Genomic DNA, 19952 nt, shown 5'->3' on the forward strand with positions numbered 1-19952 from the left:
CGCCGGTGCCACCGGCCGTCTCCCCGCTGGCGGCCGTGGTCCATACCGCCTTTAGCTCGGCTCCCCTGCCGGTCTTCACCGATCCGGAGCAGAGCCCCTTGACGTATGAGTTGACGGGCTTACCCAGTCCCCTGAGCTTCAACGCCAGTAGCCGGGTGGTGTCGGGCACGCCCACCACCAGCGGCACCTTCAGCCTCACGTACAGTGCCACCGATCAGGGGGGCGCTAAAACCCCACTCGTTGTTTCGCTCGTCGTCAGCCCGGCCCCGCCCGCCAATACGGCCCCGGTGGCACCGGCGGTTTCATCCCTGACGGCCACCGTCAATGTCGCTTACGCGACGACGCTGCCGGTCTTCACCGATGCCCAGAATGATCCGCTGACCTACACGCTGACAGGGCTGCCCGCCCCCCTGAGCTTCAACGCCACCACCCGGGTGATTGCCGGCACGCCCACCGCCAGTGGCACGTTCCCCCTGACGTATTCGGCCAGTGACGGCCTGCTCTCGCAGGCGGTCAGCATTGCCCTGACGGTCAACACCGGGGGCACCACGCCACCGGCCCCGGCGGCTAACTACGATGGCTACCTGGCCAAGGACCTCAACTGCACCACGCTCTCGGGCTGGGCCTGGGAGCGGGCCAAAGGCAATGCCGTAGTCACCATCGAGTTCTTCCAGGGTGCGTCCATCGCTACTGGCCAACTGCTAGGCACCACGGCGGCCAATATCTTCCGGCAGGATCTGCTCAATGCGGGCAAAGGCAACGGCGAGCACGGCTTTGACTTTGCCATTCCCGAAGCCCTCAAGGACGGCCAGCCCCGCCAGATCTGGGCCCGGGTGCAGGGCTCCGAGTTCATCCTCAAGGATGCCCCCAAGACCCTCACCTGTGGTAGCCCGGGCACACCCCCGCCTACCAATACCGCCCCGGTGGCGCCGGCGGTGGGCCCCCTGACAGCGACGGTCAACGTAGCCTTTACGGCCAGTGCGCTGCCGGTCTTCACCGATGCCCAGAACGATCCGCTGACCTACACGCTGACGGGGCTGCCTGCCCCCCTGAGCTTCAACGCCACCACCCGGGTGATTTCGGGCACGCCCACCGCCAGTGGTACGTTCACCCTGACGTATTCGGCCAGTGACGGCCAACTCGCGCAGGCGGTGACGCTGACGCTGACGGTCAACACCGGGGGCACCACACCCCCGGCTCCGGCGGCTAACTACGACGGCTACCTGGCCAAGGACCTCAACTGCACCACACTCTCGGGCTGGGCCTGGGAGCGGGCCAAAGGCAATGCCGTGGTCACCATCGAGTTCTTCCAGGGCGCGTCCATCGCTACTGGCCAGCTGCTGGGCACCACGGCGGCCAATATCTTCCGGCAGGATCTGCTCAATGCGGGCAAAGGCAACGGCGAGCACGGCTTTGACTTTGCCATTCCCGAAGCCCTCAAGGACGGCCAGCCCCGCCAGATCTGGGCCCGCGTGCAGGGCTCCGAGTTCATCCTCAAGGATGCTCCCAAGACCCTCACCTGTGGTAGCCCGGGCACACCCCCGCCCGCCAATACGGCCCCGGTGGCTCCAGCGGTGGGACCCCTGACGGCCACCGTCAATGGGGCTTTCACCACCACGCTGCCGGTCTTCACCGATGCCCAGAACGATCCGCTGACCTACACGCTGACAGGACTGCCCGCCCCCCTGACCTTCAATGCCACCACCCGGGTAATTTCGGGTACGCCCACCGCCAGTGGCACGTTCACCCTGACGTATTCGGCCAGTGACGGCCCGCTCTCGCAGGCGGTGACGCTGACGCTGACGGTCAACACCGGGGGCACCACGCCCCCGCCGACCAGTAGCGGCAGCGGACCGGGCAACTATGAGGGGTATCTGGACATTGTCAATTGCAGCAGCATTCAGGGCTGGATCTGGGATCGCAACCGCCCCAACACACCCATCACCGTCGAATTTGTCGATGGCACCAGTGTGGTAGGCAGCACCGATGCGGGCCTCTTCCGGCCAGATCTGAAGACGGCCGGCAAGGGCGATGGCAACCACGGCTACAGTTTCGAGGTGCCCGCTTCGCTGCGCGATGGCAAGCCCCACGCCATCAGCGGGCGGGTGCCCGCCAGCGGCTACACCCTCAAGTGGTCACCCAAAACGCTTACCTGCCCAAGCGGCAGCCGGCAGGGCGTCGAGCAGGGGGGGACACAGGTGCGCCTGGCGCTGACGGTGAGTCCCAACCCCAGCCGGGGGCGGGTGGAAGTCAGTTACGAGGTGGCCGCCGGGCAGTGGGCGGATCTGCAGGTAGTGGATCTGCTGGGGCGGTCGCTCTGGGAGAAAGCGCTGCTGGGCAGCGGCCAGCCCGAGCGGCAAACGATCGATCTGAGTGGGGTGGCCCCGGCCGTGTACCTGCTTCAGTTGCAGACGGCCAAACAGATTGTCACCAAACGCCTGCTGATCAACCGCTAACCCACCAGCTTCTTGGGTCATGAAAAAACCGCCGGTAGCGCTACCGGCGGTTTTTTCATTAAATGAACCATTCTTGGGATTAGTGATTATACGGTTTTCTGCCAGACCTGGTAGTTGCTGAAGTGGTCGGGTAAGGATACCGCTTGCTCAAAAATACCGTAAATAGTTGACCCTGAACCACTCATACTGGCATATACAGCCCCTGACTGGTATAGTTCTTGTTTGATCGTATCCAGAACAGGATAGCGTTGAAAAAGGCTGGTTTCAAAATCGTTCCGGATTGTTTTTTGCCAGGTATCGATCGGTGCCTGTAGCAAAGTTCGGAGCGATATTGCCGGTTTTTGCGGGCGAACATTCGCATAAGCTTCCGCCGTTGAAATAGCCAGATTGGGATAAACCAGAACAATCGTATAGCCACGCAGAGATACATCAATGTCTTCAAAATGGTCCCCTTTTTCGAGGCAATACAGAGGGCGGTTCCGAATAAAAAAAGCACAATCGCTGCCCAGTTGGCGTGCGTACATTTCCAATTGCTCTACTGCCAATGCCAGACTGAATTGCTCATTCAACAGACGAAGTGTACAGGCGGCATCGGCCGATCCTCCTCCCAGGCCAGCACCGATCGGAATCATTTTGTGCAGGTACATCTGGATGGGCGGTAGCTCAACATCGTGCTTCAAAAGTTCATAGGCCCGCATACACAGGTTCGTGGCCGAATCGCCCGGGATGGTGGCTCCACTGATCGTAAAGGAGTTTTTTGAAGCCGGAATGATTTCGAGCAGATCATTCAGCGGAACCGGATAGAAGCAAGATTCGAGGTTATGGAAACCATCCGATCGTTTTTCGGTGATGTGTAAACCGAGGTTAATTTTCGCGTTGGGAAAGAGTATCATTAAAGACAGATTGGGACCTTTTAATAATTTTTTAAAATAACTGCATGTTATCCTATGTGACTATAGCACTGAATTATAAAACTTTAAGTCTACCGTTTAGTAAATTTGGTAAACTTAAAGATTGAACCCTTTTGGATTTTTCCTATATTTCCAACAGAATTTCCCTGCAAAATTCAAAATTTCAGGGATTAAATATACAGTACTTCGATCTGTTAATTCCTTTTTATCGCCTGAAATGGAGTGTTCCCCATCCTATCTTGTCTATTGCTGTGAAGTACGATCTGCGCTGAATGACACGTTAAAGTAAACTTTATCTTATGACAAACCTCTGTACTCAACTCAAAAGTTTAATCCTGGTATTTACTCTGATCACTGGTTTTGTATCGACGGCTTATAGCCAGTATAAGCCCAGTTTCTCGGAGGAAGTGTATGCAAGCGATCTGGCCGGTGCCGTTGGATTTACGTTTGACAAAAACGGGGCTATGTATGTTTGGGGCATCGATGGGCGGGTTACCCGCGTTGATCCCCAGACGAAGCAAAAATCACAATTATTGGATATTTCGGGTGAAATTGGCCGTTACGACGATTTTGGATTGCTGGGCATGGCCCTGGATAACAATTTTCTGACGAACGGGCGGTTTTACCTCTATTACGTCATTAAGTATGCTTCCGTGAAATGGCAGGGTACGTATGCCCGGATTACGCGCTACGAAGCTAATAAAGATGACGGTTTTCGATCCATCAAACCCAATAGCCGTAAGGTTTTAATTGGGGATCCCGACCCCAATAATCCCAGCAAAGGGGTTCCCGGCGACTGTATTCCGCTGACGTCCAGTTCACACGCGGGTGGCGGCATATCGATGGGAGAAGATGGCACGCTGCTCATTCCGACCGGCGACGGAGCCGCGCCGGCCTTCGATCAGGGTTCTTACTCCGAATCGTACTACAGCCAGTCCATTCAAAACGGGTTTATCACAGCTGCGGAAAATATCGGCAGTTACCGTTCGCAGGTCGACTATTCGTTGTCAGGAAAGGTCCTTCGAATCAATCCGGAAAACGGCGACGGCGTACCGGGCAACCCAAACTATGACCCCAGCGCGCCCCGGTCTATTAAAAGCCGGATTTTCGCTTCGGGGCTTCGCCAACCCTTCCGGAGTTCCGTTCGTCCAAACACGGGTAGCGGAGATATAAACTCCGGCAATCCGGGGGCTTTATACGTGGGTGATGTGGGCTTTACGGACTGGGAAGAGATTAACGTCATTAAGAAAGGAGCCAACTACGGCTGGCCTTTTGAAGAAGGCATGGTTCCTTCTACGCGTCCTTACAGCAAAACGGAATACAAACCCGCCGGAGTAACGTTCTCTAAACCGTCTATCGCCTGGCGATCCGGACCGGGGCAGGTTAACCGCAACGGAACGATGACCGCTGTCAGCAACACCCCGGCCGGTGTGCTGCCGGGCTATTGTTCGATCGGCGGCAGCTGGCACCCCGGCGGGGGAAATTACCCGGCCGAATACCAGAACGCGTATTATTTTGCCGATTTCAACGGAGGGTGGATTTCTAAAATGTCTTTTGACAGCGACAACCAGCCCCAACCCGAAACGCTGACGAAGCTCCTCGACGGTGGTAGCTCCTACCAGTATATCACCTGCATCGCTTTCAATCCGATAGACAAAAACATGTACTACCTGCGTTATCCGGAAGATGGCGGAGAACGCGTACGGCGGGTGGTTTACAATGGTTCAACCGGCGGCAGCCCTCCGGTGGCAATTATTTTAGCGGATAAAACGAACGGAGCGAGTCCATTAACCGTCAAATTTACCGGTAATACCTCCTATGACCCCGAAGGAAAAGCCATAACGTATGCCTGGGATTTTGGTGATAACACGAGCAGCACCTCCGCCAACCCGGAACATACGTTTACAACGAACGCGACCTCGACGGCGTTTACCGTCAAACTGACCGTAACCGATCCGGATGGCAAGACCAGTCAGACAACGAAGGTCATCACCGTCAGCAGTGCCAACAATACGGCTCCGGTGATTGTCAGCACCAGCATCGACGCGCTGACGCAGATGAATCTGGATGAAATCCGGAACATAAACCTGTCGGCGGTGATCACCGATGAGACCCCCGCCAATCAGTTGAGTTACAAATGGACGGTTTCGTTGTTTCACAATGATCACCAGCACGATGATTTTATCACTACCAGTCAAACCTCGACGGCTTCTTTACCGCCCATCGGCTGCGACGGTACGCTGACTTTCTGGTATGGCGTGAAGCTGGAAGTAACCGATGCGGGGGGCCTGAAGTCAGAAACCATCCGGTATATTTATCCGGATTGCCCCGGAACGGCGCAAACGATTACGCTCAATAACATTGCCGACCGAGCCCCCAATTCGCCCGCTTTCACGCCCGAAGCATCAGCCTCGTCGGGAAAACCGGTTGTTTTCTACGTTATTGAAGGACCGGCGGTGATTGCAGAAGGGAAGGTTTTTCTGACGGGACGACTGGGAAAAGTAACCATTCGGGCGGCCCAGCACGGTGGCGGAGGTTTCAAACCTGCGCGCCCGGTTGAAAAATCGTTCAATGTGGTTTCCGACGCTGCGGATAAACAACCCCCAACGGCTCCAACCTCGCTGGCATTGAGTAACATCACGCAAAATTCAATGCGGTTAACGTGGAACGCATCGACAGACAATTCCGGCGTTGCCAGTTATGAAGTCTATCGGAATAACGCCAAAATCGGTGACGTGACCTCCGGTACCAGCTACAACGCCACGGGTCTGACGGCGGGCACCGAATATTATTTCTTCGTTCGGGCGGTAGATGCCACCGGAAACGTGTCGGCCAACAGCAATACCGCCACCGGAACCACCACCGGAACCTCTACGCCACCCACCAACGGGCCGCCAACGGCACCTTCCGTGGCGAATTTAACGGCTACAGTCAATGCCAGTTTCACTTCGAATGCGCTGACGCCGTTTACGGATCCGGATGGTGATCCGCTAACGTACACCCTGACCGGGCTACCTGCTTCATTGAGTTTCAATGCCAGTACCCGCGTCATCAGCGGTACTCCGACGCAGGCGACTTCCTACAATTTGACGTATACCGCAACGGATAATATCAACCCCGCGGTTAGTACCACCTTTACGTTGACAGTGAACACGGCTGGCACGGGCAATCCGCCACCAGTGGTTACCGGTAATTTTGAAGGGTATCTGGATCAGGTCAATTGCAATACAATTTCGGGCTGGGTGTTCAATTACGACAGCCCCAATGCGCCCTATACCGTTGAATTTCTGGCAGCAACCGGTTCCAATCCTTCGATCGAATCAGCCACGGTGATCGGCACGACGGTAGCCAACATCTTCCGTCAGGATTTAGTAACCGCCGGGAAAGGCAACGGTATCCATGGCTACAGTTTTATAGTTCCGAACAGCATTAAAAATAGCCAGCAGCAGACCATCTGGGGACGGGTCCAGGGATCGACGTATGTCCTGAACTGGTCACCTAAAACGTTAACCTGCGAAGGCTCCGGAACGCCAACGAATCCGCCCCCGGTCAAACCGGCGGTATCCCCGCTGGCGGCCACCGTCAACGTAGCGTATTCGTATACTCTGCCGGTGTTCACCGATAGTGAACCACTGACGTATGCCTTGACCGGATTGCCTTCCGGCCTGAGCTTCGATGCCGGTTCGCGTGTTATTTCCGGAACGCCAACCCAGCAGGGCACCTTCACACTGACCTATTCGGCCACCGACAGTCAGAATAAAACCGATCTGTCGATCACGCTGGCCGTTGCCGCCGGTGGAACGCCAACGAATCCACCCCCGGTCAAACCGGCGGTATCCCCGCTGGCGGCCACCGTCAACGTAGCGTATTCATATACGCTGCCGGTTTTCACCGATAGCGAGCCGCTGACGTATGCCTTGACCGGATTACCATCCGGCTTGAGTTTCAACGCCGGCACCCGCGTCATTTCCGGAACGCCGACCCAACAGGGCACCTTCACGCTGACCTATTCGGCCACCGACAGTCAGAATAAAACCGATCTGTCCATTACTCTGGTCGTTGGAGCAGGCGGCAACCCGGTGGTTACCGGCAACTTTGAAGGGTATCTGGATGGCGTCAATTGTTCGTCATTCTCCGGCTGGGTCTGGGATCGGGACAAACCCAACACGCCAATAACCGTTGAATTTCTGGATGGTGCCACCGCAGCGACGGCGGTCTCCATCGGTTCGATTTCGGCCGATATTTATCGCCAGGACCTCAAGAATGCCAACAAAGGCAATGGGGCCCACGGGTATAACTTCACGGTGCCCGAAAGTGTCAAAGATAACCAGACGCATACGATTTGGGGGCGGGTGCAGGGGTCGACCTTTATCCTGACGTGGTCGCCTAAAACCATCAATTGCGCCGGAACCGGCACCCCGACCAATGCCGCTCCGGTGGCTCCGGCGGTTTCGGCTCTGACGGCTACGGTCAATACCGCTTTCACCTCCAGTGCGTTGCCGGTCTTCACCGATGCCGAAAACGATCCGTTGACTTATACGCTGACGGGATTGCCAAACGGCTTATCCTTCAATGCGGGTACGCGGGTCATCACCGGAACACCGACCCAGCAGGGTACTTTCACGCTGACCTATTCAGCCACCGACAACAAGCACCCGGCCGTTGCCACGACCCTGACGCTGACGATCAACAACCCATCGACTCCTCCTCCAGCCGGAGCTTATGAAGGCTATCTGGACGTGATCAACTGTGATGGTGACATTTTTGGCTGGGTTTGGGATGCCAATCAGCCGAATACTCCGCTGGCTATTGAGGTGCGGGATGGTGATAATCTCATCGCCACGATTACCGCTTCACTGGCGCGGCCCGATCTGGTAAGCGCTCAGAAAGGAAACGGCCAGCACGGCTACTCTTACATCATTCCCGCAACCCTGAAAAATGGCCAGAACCACAGCATCGGAATGCGGGTTCAGGGAACTTCGTACGAATTGATGGGATCCCCTAAAACGCTCAACTGCCCGGGAACGGGCAATCCGTTCCCGGAAGATCCGACGAATCAAGCGCCGACCGGACCCGTGTTGGCTACGCAAAACCGGGAAATTGGCGTCGCGACGACGTATACGATTCCCGCCTTTACCGATCCAGAAGGAGAGTCACTGATTTATGCCCTCAATGGTTCCGTTCCGGGCTTAACGTATTCGGCCGCTACCCGGACGCTGAGTGGTTCGCCCACTACGTTAGGAACGTTCACGACCAGTTTAATTGTGACTGATCCGAAAGGAAAAACGGCTTCGGCACTGCTCACATTTGTGATCACAAACGCGGCTCCACCGACCAATACGGCTCCGGTAGCTCCGGCAGTTTCGGCCCTGACGGCCACGGTCAATACCGCTTTCACCTCCAGTGCACTGCCGGTTTTCACCGATGCCGAAAATGATCCGCTGACCTACGCGCTGACGGGATTGCCGAACGGTTTGACCTTCAATACCGGCAGTCGGATCATCACCGGAACACCGACCCAGCAGGGTGCTTTCACGCTGACCTATTCGGCCACGGATGGAAAAATAGCCTCTTCGGTCACCTTTACCCTGACGGTATCTGCGGGTGGAACAACCCCGCCACCCGCACCAGCCGCCAATTTTGACGGTTATCTGACGCAGGAGGCCAATTGTAATACACTTTCAGGCTGGGCTTTTGATCGTACCAATGTCAATGCCGTGGTCACCATCGAGTTTTTCGATGGCCCTTCCATTGCCGCCGGTACACCATTGGGCTCTATTCCTGCGAACGTTTTTCAGCAACATTTGAAAGATGCCGGAAAAGGAAATGGGATACACTGGTTCGACTTCCCGATACCGGAGAGTATTAAAAACGGCCAGAACCATACCATTTGGGCGCGGGTGCAGAATTCAGAGTTTATCCTCAAATGGGCTCCTAAAACCATCAATTGCGCCGGAACCGGCACCCCGACCAATGCCGCTCCGGTGGCTCCGGCGGTTTCGGCTCTGACGGCTACGGTCAATACCGCTTTCACCTCCAGTGCGCTGCCGGTCTTCACCGATGCCGAAAATGATCCGTTGACTTATACGCTGACAGGATTACCAAACGGTTTATCATTCAATGCGGGTACGCGGGTCATTACCGGAACACCGACCCAGCAGGGCGCTTTCACGCTGACCTATTCGGCTACCGACAACAAGCACCCGGCCGTTGCCACGACCCTGACGCTGACGGTTGGTACCGGGGGCGAAACACCGACGAATGCCGCTCCGGTGGCTCCGGCGGTTTCGGCTCTGACGGCCACGGTCAATACCGCTTTCACCTCCAGTGCACTGCCGGTCTTCACCGATGCCGAAAACGATCCGTTGACTTATACGCTGACGGGATTGCCAAACGGCTTATCGTTCAATGCGGGTACGCGGGTCATTACCGGAACACCCACCCAGCAGGGCGCTTTCACGCTGACCTATTCGGCCACCGACAACAAGCACCCGGCCGTTGCTACGAACCTGACGCTGACGGTCAACACCGGTGGAGGCACCAACCCGCCCCCAACCACGGGCGGCAGCGGACCGGGAAGTTATGAAGGGTATCTGGATGTGGTCAACTGTACTACGATTCAAGGCTGGGTATGGGATCGCAATCGCCCTAACACGCCCATCACCGTCGAATTTCTGGATGGTACTACCGTTGTCGGTTCTGTCGATGCCAACATTTTCCGTCAGGATTTGAAAACAGCCGGGAAAGGCAACGGTAGTCACGGTTACAGTTTCGATGTTCCGGTTTCGCTCAAGGACGGCCAGACTCACTCAATCAGTGGTCGCATTCCGGGTGGTAATTTCACCCTGAAATGGTCACCCAAGACGCTGACCTGTCCGAATGGCGGTCGCACAGGCGTTCCTGATGCTGAATTTACGGCTGATTTAGCGGTAAGTCCGAACCCCACCACCGGCCGGGTCGTGATCAGCTACCGCCTGGCGGCACAAAAAGCCGCCAAATTGCAGGTAGTCGATGTGCTGGGCCGGGTTACGTGGCAGCAAACCGTAGTCGGAACCGGCCAGGTGCAGCGCGAGACGGTGGACTTAAGCCAAAACGGACCGGGTCTTCACTTTGTCCAGCTGAAAACCGCCGAACAGCAACTGATCAAACGACTGCTTATCACCCGATAGCCATTTTCAGAATACACAAAAAAGCCGCAGATTGATCGTCTGCGGCTTTTTTGTGTATTCTGAAAATGGGATTTTACTTGATCGACAAGACTTTAAATTCCGTTCGGCGGTTGCGCTGGTGTTCGGCTTCGGTACAATCGACTTCGTTGGCGCAATTATTTAATAGCAGGGACTCGCCATACCCCGCAGCGACCATCCGTTTTCGGCTAATCCCTTTTGACGCCAGGTAACTGACCACCGAATTGGCACGCTGGGCCGACAAATACCGGTTATACACGGCATCACCCCGGCTATCGGTATGGGACCGCAGCTCCACCGTTAACAAAGGGTATTTCTGCATGGTTGCTACCAGTTTATCCAGTTCATGAGAAGCATCGGCCCGAATGGTCCATTTATCAAGGTCATAATAGATGTTGTCCAATTGAACAATATCGCCCACCCGAAGCATATTCAAATCCGCAGAAAGCACCTTCGATGTGGCTCTGGACGTCAATTTTTTAATCCGGCTGGTGTTCGTGCCATACCGCTCCTTTGAAGCGCTGAGGGTATAATCACATCCTTCCGTTAGTTCAAATTCGTACCGGCCGTCGACGCCGGTGACGATTTGGCGGATTACTCCGTCGCAGTCATTTTTCAAGTTAACCGTCACCCCTTCAATCGGTTTGCGATCTTTTTCGCTCATTACCGTTCCGCGAACCCGCCCCTTTTGAGAATCGACAATATCCCATCCATCATTCGGCTGAAGCGGTATATAATGTACGGTATCGACAATTTTGGGCGGTTGGTTGAGGGCAATTTCCAGACGTGAGGGAGAGTCGTCCGTTAATGAATTTGTTGAAAAGCCGACCGTATTGGTCACATAACTGTCTTTAGAAGCCCGAAAAATAAAATCGTTATTGGATTCCAGACACAACTGCACCAGTCCATCTTTTCGGGTAACCATGGTGCGGTCTTTACGGCCTTCGCCCCGGGCTTTTATATCGACCACCACGCTGTCGACGGGCTGCTTCGTTACTTCATCATAGAACCGCAGGGTCAAATTCCGGCACCCATACAGCGAACTTTCCCGGACAAAACGAAAAATATCGTCATTCCCTTTTTGCCGGTTGGTGCTGAAATAACCGCCTTTTCGGTTTCCGTCGGTAACCATGCCAAAATCATCCAGATCCGAATTGATCGGGGCGTCGAGGTGTTCGACCGGCCCGGCGAACGCGCCATCGACGAGGGGAACATAAAAAATATCGAGTCCGCCCAGGCCTTTCCGCCCGTCGGAGGCAAAATACAGATTGCCCCGTTCATCGATAAATGGAAAGAGGTCGTTGCCTTTGGTATTGATCTCTTTGCCCAGATTGACCGGTTTGGTCCATTTCCCATTTTCATTCCGGGAAACGTATAAATCCGTACCGCCAACTCCGCCGGGCATGTCTGAGGCAAAAAACAGCAACCGATCATCTTTGCTCAACGCCGGATGCCCAACCGAATAATCATTGCTGTTGAACGGCAACTCCTCGATATTGACCCAGGTACCGTTTTGCTGGCTGGCGGTATATAATTTCAGGTTTGTAACGCCCTCCGTACTTTGCCGTACCCGCCGGCCATCGTAGTTATTTCGGGTAAACACCATCTGATAGCCATCGCTAAAAAACGTAACCGGGCCTTCGTGGTACCGGCTGTTGATGGAGCGACTGAATGGCTGAATGCCCTTCGATAACCGCAAGCCGTCCGAAATATTGATACCGCCGTCATAACCGCCAATCGTGCGCGAGTCGTTGGCCGATGCGCGACTACGCTGGTTGTTTCCCGCCCGGCGCTCTTTTCGGTTACGCGCCTGAACTGGTTTTGTGACCGTACCATCCGCACTAATTATCTGGCTGGCCTTCAATTGCTGGCGATCCTGAACGTAAAACAAATCGAGGTAGCTCCCCCCACCCCCTTTACCGGCGGTTTCGATGGCGGCACTCGCTTTCTTGCCCGACACAAAAACCAGCCCGTCACGGTAATACATCGGACTGAATTCCGCATTCGACGTATTGAGAGCGAGCACTTCCAGTCGGTAACGGGTGGGCGTTTTTTTGCCAATTATGCCTGTAGCCGAATCTAAAAACGGTGACCGCTCGGCTTCGACGGTTTTTTCTTTCAGCTTTTTGTATTTATCAAACAGAACCTGCGATTCGCTGTATTTGCCGTTGCCAGCCAGGGTCTGGGCATACTGCAGGTAACTTTCAATTTGCGCTCCGGTCAATTCGGTAGTTGCCGTCAACTCTTGATAAGCCCGCTCGGCTTTTTTCAGATCACCCATTAATTTATAGCAATGCGCCAGATTGGCCTGGGCCATAATACGTTGTTCAGCCATCAGCTTACCCGGCGATTCGGCCAGCCATTGGGTATACAGTTCAATGGCCCGGCCATAGGCTTTCAGCGTATATTGCCGGTTTGCCTGTTGCAATAGCGTATCGGATTGGGCATCGCAAAAGCCCACCATGCAAAAAACCAATCCGCAGGTGAACAACAGCTTACGCCAACGTTTCAAAATACAAGTGCCCATACTAATGGTGTCCGGGGCCGTTTGCCCATAAGACCGGGTTCAGTCGTTAATTCCGTAATTAGACAATGAGTCGGGTTACCAATTACCAGCTGTGACAGCTGTAATCAAACTTTCAATGGTGGCCACTCGCTGGTAAGATGGGTCGCAGGATGTCAAAGTCACTCATTTTTATAAAACTTAGTAAGTTGCTTGACAAAGCAAATTATAGCACAAAAAACGCGATATTTTTTTGAATGCAATTATACCGGCAACGTTTAATTGTTATCAAGAATCAGTTGGTACATAAATCATGCCAGCCAAAAAGTGAGTTGCGGTTCTTCAAATACACGTTAACTGAAGAAATCAACTGCTTGACCCGGATTAATCGCTAAATTCGCTTTACCAGGCTGACTCATTCCTTTTCTTATGCAGTATTTTATCTATTTACTCGTGCAATTATACGCCATCACCGGAGATCATCCATTCACCGATTTAGGCCATCCACTAACACCCGGCCATCTACCGGTAGTGGTTTCGGAACCAAACGGGAACCTTCACCTGGTTTTTGGGCAGGATTCGGTCATTTATTACGCCACGGCTTCCGATAAAACCGCTTCTTTCGGCCAACCCGGCGTGGTAGCGATTCTTCCCAATCTTGTGGCGGGTGCCAAGCGCGGGCCACAAATAGCCGTTACCGCTCATTACGTGGTCATCACGGCTGTAAACAAAGTGGGTGATCTGTTTGCGTATTCACTGGATCGGTCAACGGGCCGGTGGTCGCCCGCCGTACGCATGAACGATGTGCCGGAAATTGCCAAAGAAGGGTTTCAAGCCGTAGCCGGGGCATCACGCGGCACTTTTCATGCGGCCTGGTTGGATCTTCGTACCGATAAACGGAACAAAATTGTGGGGGCAACCTCCCGCGACGGGGGCCGGACCTGGTCGTCCAATCAGGTGATTTACCGCTCGCCCGACGGCACGGTTTGCGAATGCTGTAAGGTTTCGGTGGCGGCTCGAAATAAGGAGGTGTATGTCCAGTTCCGCAATTGGCTCGACGGTTCCCGAAATGTATACCTGGCTCACTCGACCGACGGCGGAAAAACGTACGCACCGGCTCAGCAGCTGGGAACCGGCACCTGGAAACTCAATGCCTGCCCGATGGACGGGGGCGCGGTGTCGATTTCCGCTTCGGGATACCCCCTGACCGCCTGGCGACGCGAAAATACGCTGTATACCTGCCAACCCGGTGAAGCCGAACAGCCCATCGCCACCGGCCGTAACATAACCCTAACCGCCGGGCCGACGGGGCCGGTGCTAGCCTGGGATGAAGCCGGAACGGTTTGGGTAAAATCCGGAAACAAGCCCGCGGTTTCGGTCGGCAAAGGTCAAATGCCCAGTGTGGCCGTCGCGGGCAAAACCGCCGTCTGCGTCTGGGAACGGGATGCAAAGGTGATGACGGGGGTGGTGGGGTTGTAGCGTTGTCAGTGGTATTCGGTTTGCTGCTGCCAGAAATGGCTATAAATTTTTCCTTTGCCTACCAGTTCATGATGTGTCCCTTCCTCGACCAGTCTGCCATTTTCCAGGACCAGAATCTGATCGGCCTGACGAACGGTACTTAACCGATGCGCGATGATCAGAATAGTTTTTCCGGCGTCACGAAGGCGGTGAATGGTTTGCTGGACATAGTGCTCCGAAGCCGAATCAAGGGCGGACGTGGCTTCATCAAAAATCAAAATTTCGGGATTTCGATACAAAGCCCGGGCAATGGCAATTCGTTGTTTCTGACCGCCTGACAGCATTGCTCCGTTTTCACCCAGGTAAGTATGGAAGCCGTTTGGCAGTTTTTCAATGAAATCAGCGATGCCCAACTGCTGACAAATGGCCAAAACGTGTTTCATGTCCGGCTCTGATTCGCCCAAAGCAACATTGTCGATCACATTTCCGGCAAACAGGTCGATCTTCTGGGGTACGACGCTAACGACCTGCCGCAAACTGGTGTGATGGATGTGTTTGATATCGAAATTACCAATGAAAATACTGCCTTTTTGCAACGGATAAAGTCCTTGCAACAGCGACAACAAGGTCGATTTCCCGGAGCCGCTTTCGCCCACAATGGCGGTAATTTTTCCGGGCTGAATCGTCAGCGATAGATCGTCAAAAACCTTTACACGGGAACCGTAGCGGAAAGACACGTTCCGAAAAGAAATTTCACCGATCATATCCGGCTTCAGACGGATGGTATTGTCAGAAGTTTCGCGTTCCAAATCCATGATTTCGAACAAGCGGTCGGCCGCAATCAAGGCATCCTGAATGGTTCGATTTGCGCCAACCAAACTAGCTGCCGGGCCGGTAAAATAGCCAATCAAGGCATAAAACGACAAGAGTTCGCCGGGCGTAATCTCATTATGAAGAACAAACCATCCCCCTACCCACAGCAAAATAATGGTAAATAATCGGGAAATCAGTTCGGAAATGCTTCCAACGTAAATCGCACTACTGCCCGACCGGAAAATGGTTTGCAAGAGTTTCACAAACCGGGTTTCGGTTTTAGCGCCGGCATATTCCTCCAATCCAAAACGCTTGATCGTTGACATGGCATTGAGGGATTCCACCAATTGCGATTCCAGTTCGGCGGAATCCTCCATCAATCGACGCTGGTTTTTCCGATTAATGCGGTTTGTAATCCAATACAGCAAGGCGTACATCGGAATCACCAGCAACAACACCAAGGCCAGTTTCCAATAGTACGTAAACATCAGTCCGAACGAAAAGCCGATAATTAATACATTGACAATGAGATTGAGCGCCGTATCGTTAATGAACGTCCGGATTTTAACCGCATCGTTGACCCGCGAGACAATTTCGCCAACGCGCATGCTATCGAAAAAGGATTGGGGTAATTTGAGCAGGTGTTTGTAATAGCCCAGAATAAGGGCCGCATCCATGCGCTGACCAGTTTTGAAATTGAAAAAACTCTTGACGGTACCGATGAAGAGCTGCAACAGCAACAGCACAATCATCACCACACTGAGCAGATTCAGCAGATTCTGGTTCGCTTCCGGCAGAACGTTGTCGACCAGTTTCTGCACATAAATCGACGTGGTCAAACCCAGCAAGGTGTATACGACGGCACCGAACAAAGCCTGCGCCAGAACCGCCCGGTGCGGACGGAGCAATTGACCGAAACGCTGCAAAACCGAAGCTTTGGAATTACCGGTTTCAAAGGTTTCATCCGGCAGCAACAAAACCAGAATGCCCGTCCATTCCTGCTTAAACTCGTCGTGCGTCTTTCTATGGATGAGACCGTCGCCCGGATCCATGACCACAACGTGTTTTGACGTTACGTCATAAATCACCACATAGTGCTGCAAAACGCTCTTCAACACCACATGCGCAATGGCCGGTTTAGGAATTTTAGAGAGGCTCTCAAATGGCCCCTTCACCCCCTTCGCCTGAAAACCAAGTTTCTGGGCCGCTTCAATCAAACCCAGCACATTCGTTCCTTTCTGATCCGTAGACGCCATTTGCCGAATCCGGGCCACCGGCAACAATAACCGGTGGTGCGCAGCTACGGATGCCAGACAAGCCGCTCCGCAGTCGGTAATGTCGCGTTGTTTAACTTTGATTCGGCTGTTCATGGTGTGGTGGGAAGGCGACACAGGCCTAACGGATGCTACTAACGACGGAGTGGTTCACCGGATTCAGCCAGTCGTCGGCCTTGTCGTAGAGTAAATCGAACAGCGACCGGCGGGTAACGATAAACCGGGCGTGAACCGTCATTCCTTTCTTGAGATTTCCCCGGTACCCATTTTTCAGGGTTAGAAACGATTGGCTGAGTTGGCAGCGGACTTTAAAAACCGGCTGGTTTTCAACCAGTATAAAATCATTGGCAACGTCCAGTATCCGGCCTTCCAGCAAACCCCATTGGTTGTAGTTGAATGCCGCAATCTGAAAGCGAGCTTTCTGTCCAACCCGCAACAGGCCGATGTCTTTGGGTGTGGCATAACATTCGACAATCAGCGTAGAATCGGGCGATATGGTACCGACCACTTCCCCAGCCTGCACGAAACTGCCGACGTACCGCCCGGAGAGCTGGCTGATGGTGCCACCCACGGGCGCTTTGATGGTGGAAAAAGCCTGCTCCTGTTTGAGTTGACGCTCCTGCGCCATCAAATCGGTCAATTGCAACCGGTGTTCGGATAAAGCCGTTTGCCACTCACTCCGCTGACGCTCCACCAGCGTTCGGTATTGGGCCACGACGGTTTTGTAAGCAAATTCCTTGTCTTCAAACTCCATTCGTGCAATGACTTTGTCGGCATACAACTGCCGGTTCACGTCTAACTCGCGCTGGCGTTTCTGCTGGGTTTGCAGGTTTTCCTGCGCCAGATAACGGAACTGCTCATATTGCTGGCGGTAGAGCGGGGAAGTTAGTCCGGTTGCCGAAAACAAGCGATTATCCGTCAGCCGGGTCAATTGTTCCAGATCGTGGATATACGCCCGTTTCTGGGTTTGCTGCGTGGCCAGTAACCGAAGTTTTGTGTCTGCAATATCGGTTTGCAACCGCAGCAACGGCTGACCGGCCCGCACCACCTGATTATCCTGTACCCACAAAACCGCCACCGTGCCGCTGGCTGTCGTTTTAACCTCACTCCGCTCCGCCACCGGACGGATTAAACCGGAGGCCTGAACCGACACATCTACGTAAATGAACGGCAGGGCGACAAGGGCTGCTGTGATGGCCAGCAAAACAGCGGTGTATAGAAGCTGGCTGCGGACGGTGACACGGGGGAGGTAAACGAGCAATTCATGGTCGGTTAGTAAATTATCAGCCATATGTGAACAATTTAGGCCAGGTTACAGAACCGTTGATTAAAATGTGAAGTAGCACTGACCAAAAAAATCCATTTTTCAATCTTACTATACCCAATATTACACCCAAAAAAAATTGAGGTAAAACATATATTAAATATACTGGGAGTAGTATAAATTGAAAATTAGAAAAATTAAAGATATGAAATAAAGCGAATGCAAAAGAACTAAATATCAATAATAAATTCTTATTAAATCCTAGCAATTTGTTATTAAAAAAATCAGAAAAAATATAAAAAAATATAAAAATAAATAAACACATTAAAAGCCGAATAATGGGAAAAGTATTTAAATACCAAATTGGCCCTGAAGTAAGAAAAAAAAATATGATAGGTGAAATTACTGTATTTGTTCTAGTAGGATTTAAAATAAGTCGAAATGAAATCTCTTCCATTAATGGCCCAGCTAATGTTACAATCATTGTACCAATAATTACACCGTATTCTTCTAGTAAACCTGAACTTTCATAGTGATTTTTTATGATAGAATCAACATTTATCAATGGCAAAAAAACTTTATCTACAATTAAAATCAGTATTACACTTATTAATGTAAAAAAATAATGTAAAAAAAAACCAACCGCAATACTCTTCAATTTATCTACCCATCTATTACCAAAATAGAGAGTGGTAATATGTATAAACTTTTTCATAATATATTATTTTTACTGGTAGTTATCTCGCAATAACTACCAGTAAAAATTATCAACGGCCAGTAGCTTTACTAAACAATAAACCTTCAACGAATCCTTTTAGTGTTTGATTCAATATCTCTACAGCATTTGTAGCATGGCCTACCAGTTCTCCACATATATATCCAAGGTCTTCTGCCCATTTACCTCCATCAATTTCAGAGATTGATTTGCAATCTAATTCAATGATTCCCCACTGGGACAATTGTTGATTTTCCATTTTTGAATAGTGCTAATATTAGTAAGAATGATTATGAAAGAGTTTGTTTTACCTTCCTTGTCTTGCATTAGAATAACCACCGCTGAAACCTGTGCAGAATTCATCCCACGCACCTGCAACCGCTTCCGAAGCACTTGCAACTAATGAAGAAAGAGCGGCAGATCCTTGGTTATGCCCTTCCCAATAACCATAACCTCCATTGACTTTTTGCAGTCCATCTTCCTGTATTTCCTGCAAACCAAAGTCTAATAAGTACTCTTGAATCGTTTTCATGGTTGTTTATATTTTAAGAATTACCATAATTTAGGATAGCAAGCCAATAGATTAGCTGCTGTATCTAATAAAACCAAATAAAAACTCGCTGCGGCCGCAGAACCCTGGTTGTGTCCTTCCCAATAACCATAACCACCATTTATTTCCCGCAGGTCATTCTCAGTGATTTCCTGCAAATCAAAATTTAAGCTCAGTTCATTTTTCATGTTTGGAAAAGTTAAGATCTCCCAATCGCCCAGCCATCTCATCCTCCCGGGCTGGCGAGCAGCAGTGATTGGTTGCACAAACCTAAATACTATCCAGCAATTGTCTTGCCACTGAGAGTGGTAAAAATTCTACTCTGAGTGGGAATCTGACAATTATTTTGCAAACGTCTGACAATCCCTGTTTCTGAGGTGACTTTTACTATAAACAAACGTCAGAGCATAAAACCCACCTAACATATGCAACAGGATATCGACATCGCGAGAATACTCCGTAAAGTACGTGATCTGTATGGCTATACCCTGGAGGGAGTAGCCTATGGCCTGGGAAAAAGCACCGAAGGATACCGTAAATACGAAGCAGGCCAGACCGATCCTACGTTCAAAACTCTACAGCGATTAGCCCGTTTCTATGACCTCACAGTGGTTCAATTGATTGCCTTTGATGAAGAGAGCATGATTCAGATCATGGCTAAAATCAGGACCCAGCAAAAGAATAGGTAGCTCTTCCGGCCGGGAAGGGTCAAATGCCCAGTGTGGCCGTCGCGGGCAAAACCGCCGTCTGCGTCTGGGAATCGGACGGGAAGGTAGGGACGGTGAAGAGTAACTGAATTTTTATCTGACAAACTCTTTCCC

At 52.4% G+C, this 19952-nt stretch carries 12 protein-coding genes; 4 read left to right on the forward strand and 8 right to left on the reverse strand.

The window, feature by feature from the left end; translation table 11 throughout:
* On the forward strand, window positions 1-2456 hold a 2456-nt coding region (locus EHT87_RS25910), incomplete at its 5' end, for a putative Ig domain-containing protein (RefSeq protein ID WP_124909718.1).
* Between the two features lie 86 nt (window positions 2457-2542).
* Here EHT87_RS25910 and ispE read toward each other — a convergent pair.
* Complete coding sequence (ispE, locus tag EHT87_RS25915; protein WP_124909719.1) at window positions 2543-3349, reverse strand: 4-(cytidine 5'-diphospho)-2-C-methyl-D-erythritol kinase; 807 nt, start codon at window positions 3347-3349, stop codon at window positions 2543-2545.
* A 317-nt stretch (window positions 3350-3666) separates the two neighbouring features.
* On the opposite strand from ispE, the gene EHT87_RS25920 reads away from it, so the two are divergent.
* A complete protein-coding gene (locus EHT87_RS25920; protein WP_124909720.1) occupies window positions 3667-10536 on the forward strand; it encodes a putative Ig domain-containing protein in 6870 nt (2289 codons plus the stop codon).
* A 73-nt stretch (window positions 10537-10609) separates the two neighbouring features.
* Here EHT87_RS25920 and EHT87_RS25925 read toward each other — a convergent pair whose 3' ends face one another.
* Window positions 10610-13081, reverse strand: coding sequence for a carboxypeptidase regulatory-like domain-containing protein (locus EHT87_RS25925; RefSeq protein WP_229321364.1), 2472 nt, complete (start codon window positions 13079-13081; stop codon window positions 10610-10612).
* Between the two features lie 405 nt (window positions 13082-13486).
* On the opposite strand from EHT87_RS25925, the gene EHT87_RS25930 reads away from it, so the two are divergent.
* Window positions 13487-14536, forward strand: coding sequence for a sialidase family protein (locus tag EHT87_RS25930; RefSeq protein ID WP_229321366.1), 1050 nt, complete (start codon window positions 13487-13489; stop codon window positions 14534-14536).
* Between the two features lie 5 nt (window positions 14537-14541).
* On the opposite strand, the gene EHT87_RS25935 is transcribed toward EHT87_RS25930, so the two are convergent.
* Genes EHT87_RS25935 through EHT87_RS25960 form a run of 6 tightly spaced genes read right to left on the reverse strand, consistent with a single transcriptional unit; the run spans window position 14542 to window position 19319 of the window.
* The gene (locus tag EHT87_RS25935) at window positions 14542-16698 is read right to left on the reverse strand and encodes a peptidase domain-containing ABC transporter (RefSeq protein WP_124909721.1); all 2157 of its coding nucleotides are present in this window, start codon (window positions 16696-16698) and stop codon (window positions 14542-14544) included.
* 25 nt (window positions 16699-16723) lie between these two features.
* On the reverse strand, window positions 16724-17893 hold the full coding sequence (locus EHT87_RS25940) for a beta-barrel domain-containing protein (protein WP_124909722.1): 1170 nt from the start codon (window positions 17891-17893) through the stop codon (window positions 16724-16726).
* Complete coding sequence (locus EHT87_RS25945; protein WP_124909723.1) at window positions 17886-18581, reverse strand: CPBP family glutamic-type intramembrane protease; 696 nt, start codon at window positions 18579-18581, stop codon at window positions 17886-17888. The genes EHT87_RS25940 and EHT87_RS25945 overlap by 8 nt, the downstream gene beginning before the upstream one ends.
* 52 nt (window positions 18582-18633) lie before the next feature.
* The gene (locus tag EHT87_RS25950; RefSeq protein WP_124909724.1) at window positions 18634-18840 is read right to left on the reverse strand and encodes a hypothetical protein; all 207 of its coding nucleotides are present in this window, start codon (window positions 18838-18840) and stop codon (window positions 18634-18636) included.
* 48 nt (window positions 18841-18888) lie between these two features.
* Window positions 18889-19113, reverse strand: a complete 225-nt coding sequence (locus EHT87_RS25955) for a hypothetical protein (RefSeq protein ID WP_124909725.1) — start codon at window positions 19111-19113, stop codon at window positions 18889-18891.
* Window positions 19114-19133: 20 nt separating this feature from the next.
* Window positions 19134-19319: a hypothetical protein gene (locus EHT87_RS25960; protein ID WP_124909726.1), complete on the reverse strand. Its 186-nt coding sequence runs from the start codon at window positions 19317-19319 to the stop codon at window positions 19134-19136.
* 237 nt (window positions 19320-19556) lie between these two features.
* Here EHT87_RS25960 and EHT87_RS25965 point away from each other — a divergent pair, with 237 nt between their 5' ends.
* Window positions 19557-19820, forward strand: a complete 264-nt coding sequence (locus tag EHT87_RS25965; RefSeq protein WP_124909727.1) for a helix-turn-helix domain-containing protein — start codon at window positions 19557-19559, stop codon at window positions 19818-19820.
* The last annotated feature ends 132 nt before the right edge of the window (window positions 19821-19952 follow it).

The sequence above is a fragment of the Larkinella knui genome, assembly GCF_003858645.1.
GTDB classification, from domain to species: domain Bacteria; phylum Bacteroidota; class Bacteroidia; order Cytophagales; family Spirosomataceae; genus Larkinella; species Larkinella knui.